General features: G+C 66.7%; 12 protein-coding genes. All 12 read right to left on the bottom strand.

Translation table 11 applies throughout. The features are described 5' to 3' along the window. Positions 1–69 precede the first annotated feature (69 nt). Entirely contained in the window at positions 70–450 is a 381-nt protein-coding gene (locus A5688_RS15100; protein WP_067829775.1) for a DUF4233 domain-containing protein, read from the bottom strand. Continuing rightward, positions 447–1,901, bottom strand: a complete 1,455-nt coding sequence (gene folC / locus A5688_RS15095) for a bifunctional tetrahydrofolate synthase/dihydrofolate synthase (protein ID WP_067911341.1) — start codon at positions 1,899–1,901, stop codon at positions 447–449. Before folC ends, A5688_RS15100 begins: the two co-directional genes overlap by 4 nt. Further along, entirely contained in the window at positions 1,898–4,558 is a 2,661-nt protein-coding gene (locus A5688_RS15090) for a valine--tRNA ligase (RefSeq protein WP_067911342.1), read from the bottom strand. Before A5688_RS15090 ends, folC begins: the two co-directional genes overlap by 4 nt. Before the next feature lie 77 nt (positions 4,559–4,635). Further along, positions 4,636–5,244 carry a LysM peptidoglycan-binding domain-containing protein gene (locus A5688_RS15085; RefSeq protein ID WP_067829766.1) on the bottom strand — a complete coding sequence of 203 codons (609 nt, stop codon included), beginning with the start codon at positions 5,242–5,244 and terminating at the stop codon, positions 4,636–4,638. Between the two features lie 163 nt (positions 5,245–5,407). Further along, on the bottom strand, positions 5,408–6,007 hold the full coding sequence (locus A5688_RS15080) for a DUF937 domain-containing protein (RefSeq protein WP_067911606.1): 600 nt from the start codon (positions 6,005–6,007) through the stop codon (positions 5,408–5,410). A 107-nt stretch (positions 6,008–6,114) separates the two neighbouring features. Then, positions 6,115–7,371: a saccharopine dehydrogenase family protein gene (locus tag A5688_RS15075; protein WP_067911344.1), complete on the bottom strand. Its 1,257-nt coding sequence runs from the start codon at positions 7,369–7,371 to the stop codon at positions 6,115–6,117. A 110-nt stretch (positions 7,372–7,481) separates the two neighbouring features. Then, positions 7,482–8,018 (bottom strand): transglycosylase family protein, encoded by a 537-nt coding sequence (locus tag A5688_RS15070; RefSeq protein WP_067911349.1) that lies wholly within the window; start codon positions 8,016–8,018, stop codon positions 7,482–7,484. 1,110 nt (positions 8,019–9,128) lie between these two features. Continuing rightward, on the bottom strand, positions 9,129–9,731 hold the full coding sequence (gene mobA / locus A5688_RS15065; RefSeq protein WP_067830379.1) for a molybdenum cofactor guanylyltransferase: 603 nt from the start codon (positions 9,729–9,731) through the stop codon (positions 9,129–9,131). A gap of 13 nt (positions 9,732–9,744) precedes the next feature. After that, complete coding sequence (locus A5688_RS15060) at positions 9,745–10,836, bottom strand: 2-oxoacid:ferredoxin oxidoreductase subunit beta (protein ID WP_067829756.1); 1,092 nt, start codon at positions 10,834–10,836, stop codon at positions 9,745–9,747. A gap of 108 nt (positions 10,837–10,944) precedes the next feature. Continuing rightward, entirely contained in the window at positions 10,945–12,900 is a 1,956-nt protein-coding gene (locus A5688_RS15055; RefSeq protein WP_120312225.1) for a 2-oxoacid:acceptor oxidoreductase subunit alpha, read from the bottom strand. Positions 12,901–13,146: 246 nt separating this feature from the next. Continuing rightward, positions 13,147–14,439 carry an MFS transporter gene (locus tag A5688_RS15050; protein WP_082955112.1) on the bottom strand — a complete coding sequence of 431 codons (1,293 nt, stop codon included), beginning with the start codon at positions 14,437–14,439 and terminating at the stop codon, positions 13,147–13,149. Positions 14,440–14,446: 7 nt separating this feature from the next. Next, a complete protein-coding gene (clpX, locus tag A5688_RS15045; RefSeq protein WP_067829749.1) occupies positions 14,447–15,727 on the bottom strand; it encodes an ATP-dependent Clp protease ATP-binding subunit ClpX in 1,281 nt (426 codons plus the stop codon). Between the last annotated feature and the right edge of the window lie 145 nt (positions 15,728–15,872).

Below are 15,872 nucleotides of genomic sequence, written 5' to 3'. Positions count from 1 at the left end.
CAGCGTACATAATCCGGCGCGACGAGGTCGGGCGACGGCGGCCGGGCCCCGACACCGCCCTACCGCGGCCTATCCCTGCCTGCGCCGGACCTCGGCGCGGAAGTAGGCGATCAGGCCCCAGAGCCCGGTGAACAGCACGCCGATGAACCCGACGCCGGGGTAGACCGCGAAGCCGGCGAGCAGGATCACCTGCACGCCCAGGTTGGCCCAGATCGCCCAAGGTTTGCGCTGCACCCCGGCCATCAGGATCAGCAGGACGGCCAGCCCGATCAGGTAGACCAGGGACGCCGTCGTCAGGCCGCCGCCGACCGCGCCCACCACCGGGATGGCCAGCAGCACCACGATCGCTTCCAGGAACAGCGTCAGGGCCATCACGGCGCCGAAGCTCCGCCACGGGTCAGCCGGTGACGCCGGGACCTGCTCCTCGGGGTTCTCGGGGACGTCGCTCATTGCGGGTCACGCCCAAACAGCGTCCGCGCCGCCCCGGCGGTGACCACCGAGCCGGTGATGACGATCCCGGTCCCGGAGAACGCTTCGGCCGGCCCATCCCGACTGGCGTCATCCACCAATGCGGTCGCGACGTCGATGGCGTCGCGCAGGTTCTCGGCGGTGCTCACCCGGTCGGGTCCGAACCGCTCGCGCGCCGCCAGGGCCAGCGATTCGACGTCGAGTGCCCGCGGGGATCCGTTGTGGGTCACCACGACGGCGTCGAACACCGGCTGCAGCGCGGCGAGGATCCCGTCGACATCCTTGTCGGCGAGCACGCCGAGCACCCCGACCAGATAGCGGAAGTCGAATTCGCCGGCCAGGGTCTGCGCCAGTGCGGCCGCCCCGGCGGGGTTGTGCGCGGCGTCGATGAACACCGTCGGTGCGCTGCGCATCCGCTCCAGCCGGCCCGGGCTGGCGACGGCGGCGAAACCGGCGCGAACCGCCTCGACATCGAGCTGACGCTGCGCACCGGCGCCGAAGAACGCCTCAACCGCCGCCAGCGCCAGCGCGGCGTTGTGCGCCTGGTGTTCGCCGTGCAGCGGCAGGTAGACATCCGAATACACCCCGCCCAGGCCCTGCAGCTGCAGCACCTGCCCGCCGATCGCGACCTGGCGGGCCAGCACGGCGAACTCCGAATCCTCGCGGGCCACCGCGGCATCGGCTTGCACGGTCTGCGCCAACAGCACTTCCATCACTTCGGGGGCCTGACGCCCGATGACCGCGACGGTATCGGGTGCGCCGTCGGGAGCCCTGGTGATGATCCCGGCCTTCTCCCCCGCGATGCCGGCGAGGTCGTCGCCCAGGTATTCGACGTGGTCGATGGAGATCGGGGTGATGACCGCTACCGGGGCGTTGACCACGTTGGTGGCATCCCAGCGCCCGCCCATTCCCACCTCGACCACGGCGACGTCGACGGGGGCGTCGGCGAACGCGGCGAAGGCCATCGCGGTCAGCACCTCGAACTTGCTCATCGCGGGTCCGCCGTCGGCTTGCGACTGCGCGTCGACCATCTGGACGAACGGCTCGATCTCGCGGTAGGTCGCCACATACTGGGCCGGGCTGATCGGCTTCGAGTCGATCGAGATGCGTTCCACCGCCGATTGCAGGTGCGGGCTGGTGGTGCGCCCGGTGCGGCGACGCAGCGCGGTGATCAGCGCGTCGATCATCCGCGCCACCGAGGTCTTGCCGTTGGTGCCGGCGATGTGGATCGACGGGTAGGCCAGTTGCGGTGAGCCCAGCAGGTCCATCAAAGCGCTGATCCGGGTCAGGCTCGGCTCGATCTTGGTCTCCGGCCAGCGCTGGTCCAGCAGGTGCTCGACCTGCAGCAGCGACGCGATCTCGTCCGGGGTGGGGGCCGGGTCGGGAACCGCGTCGGCAAGCTCGTCCTGCGGCCACTCGGGCGGCTCGGTCACTTCATTCCGGCCAGCCGCGCGTTGATCCGCTCGGTCTCCTCCTGGGCCAGGCGCTGACGGTCGCGGATCTTGTCGACGACGTTTTGCGGGGCTTTGCCCAAGAAGGCTTCGTTGGCCAATTTGGCGGTGGTCGACGCCAGCTCCTTGTGCGCCGCGGCCAGATCCTTTTCCAGCCGGCGACGTTCGGCGTCGACGTCGATGGTGCCCGACGTGTCGAGCTCGACCACGACGGTGCCGCCGCTCAGCCGCACTTCCACCGACGCCGAAGGGCTGAACTCCGGGCCCGCGGCGGTGAGCCACGCCAGCGACCTCACCGCGCTCACCTGGGCGCCCAGATCGGATTCGTCGACACCGGCCATCCGGGCCGGCACCTTCTGCCGATCCGCCAGTCCTTGATCGCTGCGGAACCGCCTGACCTCGGTCACCAATTTTTGCATGTCGGTGATCCGCTGCGCGGCAACCTGATCCAGGCTGATCCCGGACGACTGCGGCCACTCGGCGATCACCAGCGACTCGTGGTGGGCCTCGCCGGCGGTCAGGGCTTGCCAGAGGGCCTCGGTGATGAACGGGATCACCGGGTGCAACAACCGCAACAGGGTGTCCAGCGTCGCCGCCAGCACGGCGGTGGTGTGCGTAATCCCTTCGGCCAGTTGAGTCTTGGCCAATTCGACATACCAGTCGCAGAATTCGTCCCACGCGAAGTGATAGAGGGCCTCGCATGCGCGACTGAACTCGTAGTTGTCGAATGCCGAATCGACTTCCACCCGAACCTCTTCCAGTCGTCCGAGGATCCATCGGTCGGCATCGGTGAGCTCGGCCTGCGCAGGCAGCGGGGCCAGCTTGGCGCCGTTGAGCAGCGCGTAGCGGGTGGCGTTGAAAAGCTTGGTACAGAAATTGCGCGACGCCCGCACATGGTCTTCGCCGATCGCCAGGTCACCGCCGGGACTGGCGCCGCGGGCCAGCGTGAACCGCAGGGCGTCGGCCCCAAAGATTTCCACCCAGTCCAACGGGTCGATGACGTTGCCCTTGGACTTGCTCATCTTGCGGCCCGACTCGTCACGGATCAGCCCGTGCAGGAAGACGTCGGTGAACGGCACCTGCGGGCCTCGGCGGCCGTCCAGGGTGATGGCATCGTCGTCACCGACGAAGGTGCCGAACATCATCATTCTGGCCACCCAGAAAAACAGGATGTCGTAACCGGTGACCAGAACGCTTGTGGGATAGAACTCTTTCAGCTCCGGGGTCTTCTCCGGCCAGCCCAATGTGGAGAACGGCCACAGCCCGGACGAGAACCAGGTGTCCAGCACGTCGGGATCCTGCTCCCAGCCTTCGGGCGGCGTTTCGTCGGGACCCACGCAGCGCCGTTCGCCGTTGGGCCCGTACCAGACCGGGATGCGGTGGCCCCACCACAGCTGACGCGAGATGCACCAGTCGCGCATGTCGTCGACCCAGGCGAACCAGCGCGGTTCCATGCTGGCCGGGTGAATCACGGTGTCCCCGTTACGCACCGCGTCGCCGGCGGCCTTGGCCAGCGATTCCACCCGGACCCACCACTGCAGCGACAGCCGCGGTTCGATGACCTCCCCGCTGCGCTCGGAGTGCCCGACGCTGTGCAGGTACGGCCGCTTCTCCTCGACGATCCGGCCCTCGGCCGCCAGCGCTTCCCGCACCGCAACTCGGGCCTGGAAGCGGTCCATGCCGTCGAATTGGGTTCCGGTGTCGGCGATTCGGCCCTTGGTGTCCATGATCGAGATCATCGGCAGCTGATGCCGCAACCCGATCTCGAAGTCGTTGGGGTCATGCGCGGGCGTGACTTTGACTGCGCCGGTTCCGAATTCGGGATCAACGTGCTCGTCGGCGACGATGAGAAGCTGCCGGTCCACAAAAGGATGCGGCAAGCTGGAGCCGACCAGATGGCGGTAGCGCTCGTCACCGGGATGCACAGCGATCGCGGTGTCGCCGAGCATCGTCTCCATCCGGGTGGTGGCCACGACGATGTGTGGTTGCGAATCGTCCATCGAGCCGTACCGGAACGACACCAGCTCGCCCTCGACGTCCTCGTAGACGACCTCGATGTCGGAGATCGCCGTCTCGAGCACCGGCGACCAGTTGACCAACCGCTCGGCCTGATAGATCAATCCGGCGTCATAGAGCCGCTTGAAGATGGTGCGGACCGCACGGGACAGGCCCTCGTCCATGGTGAACCGGTCGCGGCTCCAGTCCACTCCGTCGCCGAGCCGGCGCATCTGGTCGCCGATGGCGCCACGGGACTCCCACTTCCACTCCCAGACCTTCTCGACGAACAGCTCGCGGCCGAGGTCCTCTTTGGTCTTGCCGTCGACCGCAAGCTGCTTTTCCACCACGCTCTGGGTCGCGATGCCCGCGTGGTCCATGCCCGGCTGCCACAACACCTCATATCCCTGCATCCGCTTGCGGCGGGTCAGGGCGTCCATCATGGTGTGTTCGAGCGCGTGGCCCATGTGCAGGCTGCCGGTCACGTTCGGCGGTGGCAGCACAATCGAATACCCGGGCTTGGCGCTGTTCGGGTCTGCCGTGAAGTATCCCGCGTCCACCCACTTCTGGTAGATGGCGCTTTCTACCGCACCGGGATCCCATGACTTGGGGAGGTCGGTGGCGGGGCTGCGGCTGACGGTCACCCGTCAATTCTAGGGAGCGCCGTTTACCCCCATGTAAGCGCCCAAACCCGCAGGTGGCGGGGGTCTGTTGTTGTTGATCAGGGAATGGTGAGCACTTGGCCGGGCTGGATCAGGTCCGGGTTGGGGATGCCGCTGGCATCGGCGATGGCCTGATATCTGTTGCCGTCACCGTAGAAGCGCTCCGCGATCGCCCACAAAGTGTCGCCGGAGACGACGGTGTAGGTCCGCGTTGCGGGCTCTGGCTCCGGGGCGGCCTCGGCCGGGGCCTGCTCAGCGACGGCTTCCTCGGCCGGCGCGGCGGACTCGTCGGCGGCCGGTTCCGCGGCGGCCTCGGGTTCCGGTGGCGGCGGGTTGTCGGTCTCGGTGTGTGTTGACCAGGCCGGCCCGTCGGCCGCGTAGAGCACCAGGTTGCGGTCGTCCTGAAGCACGAGCTTGACGTCCTTCTTGCCCTTGGTGTCGGTGTGCCAAATGGGCTTGTCCGCCGTGTAGAGGACGAAGTTGCCGTCGGGCTGCACCTCGGCGCGCACCACATCCTGGCCGACGGTCGACGTCGACCACAGTGGCTGGCCGCGCGAGGCGAGCACCAGGTTGCCGTCGTCTTGCAGGGTCAGGGTGTAGGCCCCGTTGTTGGAGGCGAGGGATTCCCCGCGCACAAGCTTTTGACCACCAGTAAGCGTGTCTGACATGGCATTACCTCTCTCATCAACGCAGTCCGGCCAGGCCAAGGCCAGACATTGCTCGTGCCCGCTAGGGCCTGTTCGATCTTTCTGTTGGGGCTGGACATCCCTCCCTCGACGCAATCGAAACCACCCGAATGCCGACGAAACTCCGAGGTATTGCGGCGCCGGGCTACTTCTTGCCACCGAGCAGGCCGCCAAGGATGTCGCCTAGCGCACCGCCCTTGCCGCCCAACACATTTCCGAGGATGCCGCCAAGGGATTTGTCTCCTGAGCTCGCCCCGAGAATGCTGCCCAGAACTTGGCCCAGGGCGCCACCGGACGAGGCCTGCGTTGTCCGGGGGACCGTTTCGGGCGCCCCCGCCCCGCCCGCGTTCAGCTGTTTTCCTATGTATGCCAACACGATTGGCATCAAGACCGGCAGCAAGGACTTAAGGAGGTCGCTGTTACCGGCGCCTTCCTTGGCCAGCGCCGACGCGACCTGGTCGGAGTCATCGACGCCGAAGACCGTCGCGATCGCCTGCTGCCCGGCGCTCGTGTCGACCCGGTCGACGTCCACGCCGGCGTCAAGCAGTCCGTGCGCGGCGTGGCTCGTGGCCGCGGATTCGATCCTGTCGGCAGCCGCGGGGTCCTGCGAGTTCTGGTGAAGGCCGCTCAGCAGCACCGGCACCAACGTGTGGACCGCGTTCGCGACCTCGCCTTCGTCAACGCCGAGCTTGGTCGCGATTTCCGATGTAGGGATTTGCGCGTAGAGATCATCAAGACCGGCCATCGGGGTCACCCGCCTTTATTGGGACTTATGAGCCAAGTCGGTTACGACACTAGACCCATGCGGCCCAACACAACACCCTTCGCGCAGCGCCGTCCGACGCGGCCGGCTCAGTTCAGCCGCTCGACCTCTAATGTCACGCCCGCCGCGGGGAATCGCTCCAGCAGTGCGTCGCCCATCGCGGCTGCGGGGGTGAGAACGCCGTGCAGATCGGGAAGCTTGTCGCGGTCCAACGCCAGCGCGAGGCCGCACTCCCCCAACAACACCGACGTCGCCTTGTAGCCCGGGTCACCGCGCTGCTCCATGCGTGCCACGTAGCGGGCGCCGGTGGTTGTGGTGGTGAAGGTCTCGATCCGGTAGTAGCCGCGTTCCCGGGCGGCCTCGCTCGGGCCGGTTCCGGGCTTGGGCACGATGCGCTCCACCAGTTTGCGTGGCAGCAGCCGGAAGTACCGGCTGCCCAGTCCGAACGTCGCGGCGCCGACGCCGCCCACCACGGCCGATGCCACCGGAGCCAGCGGCGACGAGCCCAGGCTCATGCTTTCGCTGTACCGCAGCTGGCGGCCGTAGGCCCAGTCGAGCAATGCGTTGCTGCGCCGCACGATCCGGGTGTTGTAGGGCGCCATCAGGAAGCCCGCCGTCCACAACCCGCTCAGTTCCGGTGCAATCCGACGACCGCGACGCAAGGGCAGATCCGGCTGGGGACCGATTTCGGGTTCGGCGCTGCGGTCGGTGGTCAGGGTGTACGGGTCGGCGAGTTGGCGGCGGGCGTCGGGATCGCGGGAGGCGGTGTCCAGCACTTCCAACATCGACGCGACGGTTCCGCCGGACACGCCGCCCGAGAAGGAGCGAACCACCAGGTCGGTGTCGAGAAGCTCTCCGGCGCCGCCGTCTCGCGCCGCCCGGTAGAGCGCATACACGCTGAGGTCCGAGGGGACGGAATCGAACCCGCACGCATGCACGATGCGGGCGCCGGTATCCGCGGCCTGTTTGTGGTACTGGTCGATGCTGTCGCGGACGAACATCGCCTCGCCGGTCAGGTCGGCGTAGTCGGTGCCCGCGGCGGCGCAGGCGGCCACCAGCGGCAACCCGTAGCGGGTGTAAGGCCCGACCGTGGTGATGACGACCTGGGTGCGGGCCGCCATCTCGTTGAGTGTCGAGGGCGATGAGGCGTCGGCGTTGAGAATGGGCCAAGACTGCGCCGTCTCGCCCAGCGTGTCGCGGACGGCGCGCAACCGGTCGGTCGATCTGCCGGCCAGCGCGATCCTCTTGTCGGGTCCCGAGCCGGCCAGGTATTCGGCGGTGAGCTTCCCGACGAACCCGGTCGCCCCATACAGCACAATGTCGAATTCGCGCGGCGTTGCGGTCACGGGCCCGACGCTACCCGACGCCCGGGCCACCTGGAGCTAAGAAGTGCCGGGCACAAAGGCCCGGCACTTCTTATATGTATGACGGCGAAGCCGTCGATTGCGGCTGCGGCTCAGCCGCGGCGCCCGCAGACCGGCCAAGCGCCGATGCCCTGCGAGTGCAGCACATTCTCGGCCACCCGGATCTGCTCCTCGCGGCTCGCGCCGGACGGGGAACCCGACCCGCCGTTGGCGTGCCAGGTGCTCGGGGTGAACTGCAGGCCACCGGAGAAGCCGTTACCGGTGCTGATCCCCCAGTTGCCACCCGACTCGCACTGCGCGATGGCATCCCAGTTCACGCTGTACGCCCGGTGAGCGGGAGGCGGCGGGACGTCCGGGCCAGGCGGCGGAGCGTCCGGAGCCGGCGGCGGCGGAGCGTCCGGGGCCGGCGGCGGCGGAGCGTCCGGAGCCGGCGGCGGCGGAGCGTCCGGAGCCGGCGGCGGCGGAGCGTCCGGGGCCGGGGGCGGCGGAGCGTCCGGAGCGGGGCCGGCCGCCGGCGTGTTCGGGTCGAAGCCCGCCGGTGCCGGATCCGCGTGAGCGGCGGCCGAGGGGATGGTCACGAGCGTGCCCGTGACCGCGGCAAGGATGAGCGTCTTTCGGACGTTCTGCAAGTTATTTCCTTTCGCGGTGCGCGCGCCAAAGCAAGCCCACCGATGTGGGCTGAAGCTGTTTGTTTGATGCCTGCTTTGAAACGTGCCGTCTGGGTCAGGCACGGCAGCGGCGGGCGAAGTCTGCCCGGCGGGGGTTACCCACCGACCACGGTCGGGCTTTCGCCGTCCGTGGCGCCGCTCACACGCGGGTCCGTGGATTCAATTATTTGATTTACTCTTCCGTAACCCGTTGTGGGCTAATAGGGACCGTAGAAGACCCCGGCGCGTTCGTCATCTTCGGAAATCGGATGTCTCCGTTCGGTAACGAGCCCATCACGACGCGGTAGCGCGTCCATTTACGCAGGTCATCGCGGCCTTTCCGAAACCGATGCATGGACGGGGTCGGCAAACAAATGGTGAGCCGAATCACCTGCGTTTTGTGAGCTGGCGCACGTTTATTTTGCGCGTTGGCTCCGATTTGCCAGCGCTTCAACGGATCCGAACTCGCCGTCGCCAGCCGGCGCAGGGTACCGCAAGTTGCGCCCGTTTCAAGGCTGCGCGCGTCAAGCCACAGATGAGAAGGCCGAGCGGCATCGACTTATGCTGTGCGCCAGCACAATTGTAGAGCGAGTGATCACGTCGGAGCCGAGTGTTTCGCACGCGACAGCGCCCACCCGACGTATTACCCTGCCGCACAACACTTTTTTACGAAATAACCGAAACAGCAACCTATTTCGGCTACGTCTGGCGGAGCACACGCCACCATGGGCGCTGGCCTCACACCGCTGATCGAGTGACTTCCGCCGACCAGAGGGCATGCGAGCTCGCGCTGCACGAATTTGCCAGAATGGCGCACCCTTCTCGTTTGCGAAGACGCACGCATGGCGCGTCCGCCATTCGGTCAGATGAGCTCACGAACGCTCAAATCGCCGCTGCCCCAACAGATCACAGCGACCAGCTAGTCGACGGCCGTGGACTCAACGCAGATCGACGGCGCCACCACAAGGGAATTACGGGATCACTATTCCGGAATCTCGGAACATCGCAAGCAGCAAAAGCGGGTCGGGTTATTGCCGAGTTAAATACGCCGAAAACAAGATCCGCCCGCCCGACCGGGCCGACACCCGGCCGTCAGCTCCGGGACTGCGCCAGAGCCAGCAGGTCGCTCTCCGTGTTGACGTTGGCCAAAAAGCGCGATTCCGGCAACACGATCTGCTGGGCGTCGGAGGCATCGATCAAGGCACGCATCGAGCGGGCGCCGCCGGCGACCAGGCCGTCGATCCGCTCGGCCAGATCGGTGCGGTACACCGCGGCGAGATAGTGGCTGCGACCGTCCCATGGCAGGACGATTTCGGCGTTGGTCTCGGTGGCCAGCTGCACCAGGTCGTCGATCAATTCCGCAGACAGCAGCGGCATGTCGACGGCGCAGACGAAGGCATGCCGGGCGCCCGCCTCCGCGGCCGCCCGCAGCCCGCGTCCCGTCGCCGGCAGCGGTCCCTGGCCGCGCACCTCGTCACGGATGACCTGCGCCTGCACCGCAGGCAACGGCTGACCGGGTGCCGCCATCACGAAAACCGGCTCACAGCGCTGGGCGATGACCCCGGCGACGTATTCGAGGAGTGTGGCGGCCCCGCCGGGGCCCGGCAAGGTGGCCTTGTCCCGGCCCATGCGCCGCGATTCACCGCCGGCCAGCACGATCCCCGCTAGTGACCCGGCCTTTTCTGTGTCGGGCATCTGCTCGCCCACGTCAGTCGACGGTCCAGGTGTCGCGCCCGCGCAGCAGCGATTGCAGCGCGGCGGAGTCAAATGCCTTCGCCGACTGGGCCGCCTGCACCTGAGCGCGTGCCGCGTCGTCGTAGGTGGGCCGGCTGATGTTACGGAAGATGCCCAGCACGGTGTGATCGAGGTTCTGATCCGACAACCGGGACAGGGCGAAGGCGTAGGCCGAGTTGTCGCTGTGCGCGTCGTGAACGACGATCTCGTCGACCGACACGTCGGCGGTCTTGGCCACCTCCAGCCCGAAGCCGGACTTCACCACGCAGTATTCGCCGTTGGCGCCGAACACAATCGGCTCGCCGTGGTGGACATTGATGACCCGCTCCTCGGCGCCTTCCTTCCGCAGCGCGTCGAACGAGCCGTCGTTGAAGATCGGGCAGTCCTGCAGGATCTCGACCACGGCGGCGCCCCGGTGCCCGGCGGCGGCGCGCAGCACCTCGGTCAGTCCGTTGCGGTCGGAGTCCAGCGCGCGGCCGACAAAAGTCGCCTCGGCACCCAGCGCCAACGACACCGGGTTGAAGGGGTGGTCCAGCGATCCCATCGGGGTCGACTTGGTGACCTTGCCGACCTCGGATGTCGGCGAGTACTGCCCCTTGGTCAGGCCGTAGATCCGGTTGTTGAACAGCAAAATGGTGATGTTGACGTTGCGGCGCAGCGCGTGGATCAGGTGGTTACCGCCGATCGACAACGCGTCGCCGTCACCGGTGACCACCCACACCGAGAGGTCCTCGCGGGCCAGCGCCAGACCCGTGGCGATGGCGGGTGCGCGGCCGTGGATCGAGTGGAAACCATAGGTCTCGAGGTAGTACGGGAACCGGCTCGAGCAGCCGATGCCGCTGATGAACACGATGTTCTCGCGGCGCAGCCCGAGGTCGGGCAGGAAGTTGCGGATGGTGTTGAGAATGACGTAGTCCCCGCAGCCCGGGCACCAGCGGACCTCTTGGTCACTGGTGAAGTCCTTGGACTTCTGTGGCTGGTCCGTGGTGGGGACCCCGTCGTTTTTAGTCAACTTCGCGGTCACACCGAGGTCTTTGCCCGCCAAGTTGCCGATCACGTCAGTCACGAGCGCCGCTCCTCCTCATCGCTTCGCTCTGCATCGTCGCTGCGCATGTCACGAGCACCGCTTTCTCATCGCTTCGCTCCGCATAGTCGCCGGCCGGAATCACTGAACTCATGCGCCGGCTCCGACCGTTGCTGCCGCCATCTTGGCGACCATCATCTTGTCGTTCTCGACTTCGGCCAGCGTCCCGCCCAGTGCGGCGCGGATGACGCGGCCGATCTCGTCGGCCAGGAATGCGACACCCTGCACCTTGCTCACCGATTGCACGTCCACCAGGTACTTGCCCCGCAGCAGGAACGCCAGCTGGCCCAGGTTCATTTCCGGCGCGACCACCTGCGGGTAGCGCCGCAGCACCTCACCCAGGTTGGCCGGGAAGGGGTTCAGGTAACGCAGGTGGGCGTGCGCCACCTTGATGCCCTTGCGCCGTGCGCGCCGGCAGGCCTCGCCGATCGGACCGTAGGAGCTGCCCCAGCCGATCAGCAGCAGCTCGGCGTCGCCGGTCGGGTCGTCGACCTCCAGGTCGGGAACGGAGATCCCGTCGATCTTGGCCTGGCGCAACCGGACCATGAGGTCGTGGTTGACCGGCTCGTAGGAGATGTTGCCCGAGCCGTTCGCCGCTTCCAGCCCACCGATGCGGTGCTCGAGCCCCGGGGTGCCGGGCACGGCGAACTGCCGCGCCAGCGTCTCCGGGTCACGCGCGTACGGCTGGAACGGCTCGTCCGGCTTGGCGAAGGTATGCGTGATGGGCTGCAGCGTGCTGACGTCCGGAATGCGCCACGGCTCTGACCCGTTGGCGATTGCGCCGTCGGACAACACGATCACCGGGGTGTGGTACGACACCGCGATCCGCGCCGCCTCGAGCGCGGTCTGGAAGCAATCCGATGGTGACCGCGGCGCCAGCACCGCGACCGGCGACTCGCCGTTGCGGCCGAACATGGCCTGCAGCAAGTCGGCCTGTTCGGTCTTGGTGGGCAACCCGGTCGAGGGCCCGCCGCGCTGCACGTCGACGACGAGCAGCGGCAGTTCGGTCATCACGGCCAGCCCGAGCGCTTCGGACTTGAGCGAGATGCCCGGGCCGGAGGTGGTGGTGACGCCCAGCGCGCCGCCGTACGAGGCGCCGATCGCCGCGCAGATGCCACCGATCTCGTCCTCGGCCTGGAAGGTGATGACGTTGAAGTTCTTGTGCTTGGACAGCTCGTGCAGGATGTCGGAGGCCGGCGTGATCGGGTAGCTGCCGAGCATGACCGGAATATCGGCCAGCTGGCCGGCCGCCACGATGCCGTAGGCCAGCGCGGTGTTGCCCGAGATCTGGCGGTATTCGCCCGAAGGCAGGGTCGCCCGGGACACCTCGTAGGTGGTGCCGAAAGCCTCGGTCGTTTCGCCGTAGTTCCAGCCCGCCTTCAGGGCCAGCACGTTGGTCTCCGCGACTTCGGGCTTGCGCGCGAACTTCTCCCGGATGAACTTTTCGCTGGTTTCGATCGGCCGCCCGTACATCCACGACAACAGGCCCAGCGCGAACATGTTCTTGGCGCGCTGGCCGTCCTTCTTCGTGGCGCCGATCGTCTCGACGGCCCCCAGTGTCAGCGTGGTCATCGCGACGGAATGCACGACGTAGTCGTCGAGTTCGTCGGACTCGAGCGGGTTGGTGATGTAGCCCACCTTGGTCAGGTTGCGCTTGGTGAACTCGTCGGAGTTCGCGATCACCATTCCACCGCGGGGCAAGTCACCGATATTGGCCTTGAGCGCAGCGGGATTCATCGCGACGAGGACGTCGGGCCGGTCGCCGGCGGTCAGGATGTCGTAGTCGGCGATCTGAATCTGGAAGGACGAGACGCCGGGCAGCGTGCCTGCGGGGGCACGGATCTCGGCCGGGTAATTGGGCTGCGTCGCCAGGTCATTGCCGAAAAGCGCTGCCTCGGACGTGAATCGGTCTCCGGTGAGCTGCATGCCATCGCCGGAGTCCCCAGCGAAGCGAATGACGACTTGTTCGAGGCGCTGACGGGTGGATCCGGTGGGGGACGCCCCATTCTGTGAGTCTGAGCCGGCTCCGCTGCCGTTCGGATCCACGTCTTTGCCCTCCACTTTGTTCACCGGACAGAAACTCCGCCGACGTTCCAGGTTACGCGCCGTTGGAGCGGCCTCAGCGCACCAGCGCTTTTATGTCACTGCCGGTATCAATTATGGCATTTCTTTGAGGGCTGTATGGCCGTCTCTTATGCATGCCACGCCGCCGTTTTGTCGGCAAAACACGAAGTCAGGCGGGGCTACTAGCGAGTATGAAAACAAACTGTGTTGTTGGTCACGTCCTGCACGTTAACTACCGTCGTCCATACCGTGTCTGCCATCGGAAGCCGCGATTTTGGCGCCGAATTTGGTCCCCGCAGTTTCCGGCATCGCGACCAGATACAGCACGAAACCTGCCGCAGCGAGCGCACCCAGGAAGACGAATGCGGCGTTGTAGCCGGCCGCGACCACGATCGAGCCCGCGACAAGGTTCGACACCGCGGCGCCGGCGCCCGTCGCGGCCGTTATCGCCCCCAGGCTGACGTTGAATCGACCGCTCCCGTGCGTCACGTCCTGCACGACCAGGGGAAACAGCGCGCCGAACACGCCGGCTCCGACGCCGTCCAGCAGCTGCACGCCCACCAGCCAATACGAGTTGTCGGACCACGTGTAGAGAAATCCGCGGGTGGCCAGGACCGCGAAGCCGACCAGAAAGATCGGCTTGCGGCCCCACGAATCGGCCTTGGCCCCGGCCAGGTAAGCCACCGGCACCATGACGACCTGCGCGGCGACGATGCAGCCGGCCATCAGAGCGGTCCCCACGTCCTTGTTGTGCAGCGCCAGCAGCTGGCCGACCAGCGGCAGCATGGCCGCGTTGGCGAAGTGGAAGGCGATCACCGTGGCCGCGAAGACCATCAGCCGGCGGTTGCCCAGCAGCGCCGTCAGCCGCGACGGGGCCTGATGCGGTTCTCCGGGGAGATGGTCCATGCCCCGCGCGACGTCGTGGTCGATCGCGTCAGCCGGAATCCACAGCGTCGCAACCACACTGGCGGCCGCCATGGCGGCCAGCACCCAGAACACCACCACCGGTCCAAAGAAGTAGGCCAAGCCGCCGGTGAGCGCTGCGGCGCAGGCGTTCCCGGCGTGGTTGAACGACTCGTTTCGTCCGATCCGCCGCGAGAACCGGCGGGACCCGACGACACCCAGCGTGATCGCGGCCAGCGCCGGGGCGAAAACGGATCCGGCGATTCCGGTGAGGGCCTGCAGCACGGAGATCGAATAGAAGCCGGGGAACAACGGCATCGCCAGCGATGCCGTCGTGATCGTCAGCGCGCCGACGATGATCAGCGCCCGCTTGGCGGTGGTTCTGTCCACCAAGGCGCCGGCCGGGGCCTGCGCGACGATGGCCCCGATGCCCCCGACCGCCATCACGAACCCGATCGACTCCTGGTCCCAATGATGGGTCAGCAGCAGATAGATCGACAGGTACGGGCCCAAGCCGTCACGAACGTCGGCCAGCAGGAAGTTCAGTAGATCCAGGCCGTGCGCAAGACGCCGTGGAACGGCATCAGCGCTCTCATCGGGCGTGCGGGAGCGCTCCAGGATCTAGTTAGGCGCTCTTGTCGCGGCGTTCGGACCGGGAAGGCTTGCGCGGCACGATCGTCGGCAACACGTTGTCCTGGACGGTCTCCTTGGTCACCACGACCTTGGCGACGTCGTCGCGGCTCGGGATGTCGTACATCACCGGCAGCAGGACCTCTTCCATGATGGCCCGCAGGCCACGAGCCCCGGTGCCGCGGTGGATCGCCTGGTCGGCGATCGCTTCCAGGGCGTCGTCGGTGAACTCGAGCTCCACGCTGTCCATTTCGAAGAGCCGGGTGTACTGCTTGACCAGCGCGTTCTTCGGCTCGGACAGGATCTTGACCAGCGACTCGCGGTCCAGGTTGGTGACCGAGGCGACCACCGGGAGCCGGCCGATGAACTCGGGGATCAGGCCGAACTTGATCAGGTCTTCGGGCATCACGTCGGAGAAGTGGTCGGTGGTGTCGATCTCGGCCTTGGAGCGCACCTCGGCGCCGAAGCCCAGGCCGCGCTTGCCGACGCGCTCGTAGATGATCTTCTCCAGGCCCGCGAACGCGCCCGCGACGATGAACAGCACGTTGGTGGTGTCGATCTGGATGAACTCCTGGTGCGGGTGCTTGCGGCCGCCCTGCGGGGGAACCGAGGCCTGGGTGCCTTCCAGGATCTTCAGCAAGGCCTGCTGGACGCCCTCCCCGGAGACGTCCCGGGTGATCGACGGGTTCTCGCTCTTGCGGGCGATCTTGTCGACCTCGTCGATGTAGATGATGCCGGTCTCGGCGCGCTTGACGTCGTAGTCGGCCGCCTGGATGAGCTTGAGCAAGATGTTCTCGACGTCCTCGCCGACATAACCGGCTTCGGTCAGGGCGGTGGCGTCGGCGATGGCGAACGGGACATTGAGCATCTTGGCGAGCGTCTGGGCCAGGTAGGTCTTGCCGCACCCGGTGGGCCCGAGCATCAAGATGTTGGACTTGGTCAGCTCGACCGGCTCGTGCCGGGAGTCCCGGCCCTTCTCCCCAGCCTGGATGCGCTTGTAGTGGTTGTAGACCGCGACGGCCAGCGTGCGCTTGGCGGTGTCCTGCCCGATGACGTATCCCTCGAGGAACTCCCGGATCTCGATCGGCTTGGGGAGTTCATCGAGCTTCACGTCGTCGGCGTCGGCGAGCTCCTCTTCGATGATCTCGTTGCAGAGATCGATGCACTCATCGCAGATGTATACGCCGGGGCCAGCAATGAGTTTCTTGACTTGCTTCTGGCTCTTCCCGCAGAACGAGCACTTCAGCAGGTCACCGCCGTCTCCGATGCGCGCCATGGTGCTGAGGGCCTACTTCCTGTTCGCCGTTGGTCTTGCCTGTCCCCGCATGTATTCACCGACGCTACCCGTTTGATCGGGCCCGACGCGACAATAAGTGTCGAATCGCGTCAGTGGTATTCATGCAATGTCCGTATTGATGAAA

Source organism: Mycobacterium mantenii, assembly GCF_001667865.1.
GTDB classification, from domain to species: Bacteria; Actinomycetota; Actinomycetes; order Mycobacteriales; family Mycobacteriaceae; genus Mycobacterium; species Mycobacterium mantenii_A.
Note: the sequence above shows the minus strand (reverse complement) of the source record. Positions and strands in the feature narration are given on the sequence as shown.

Excerpts from the sequence above, each read along its gene's own strand:
- A5688_RS15100 (WP_067829775.1), bottom strand. The coding sequence starts at position 450 with ATGAGCGACGTCCCCGAGAACCCCGAGGAGCAGGTCCCGGCGTCACCG.
- A5688_RS15085 (WP_067829766.1), bottom strand. The coding sequence starts at position 5,244 with ATGTCAGACACGCTTACTGGTGGTCAAAAGCTTGTGCGCGGGGAATCC.
- A5688_RS15080 (WP_067911606.1), bottom strand. The coding sequence starts at position 6,007 with ATGGCCGGTCTTGATGATCTCTACGCGCAAATCCCTACATCGGAAATC.
- mobA (WP_067830379.1), bottom strand. The coding sequence starts at position 9,731 with ATGCCCGACACAGAAAAGGCCGGGTCACTAGCGGGGATCGTGCTGGCC.
- clpX (WP_067829749.1), bottom strand. The coding sequence starts at position 15,727 with ATGGCGCGCATCGGAGACGGCGGTGACCTGCTGAAGTGCTCGTTCTGC.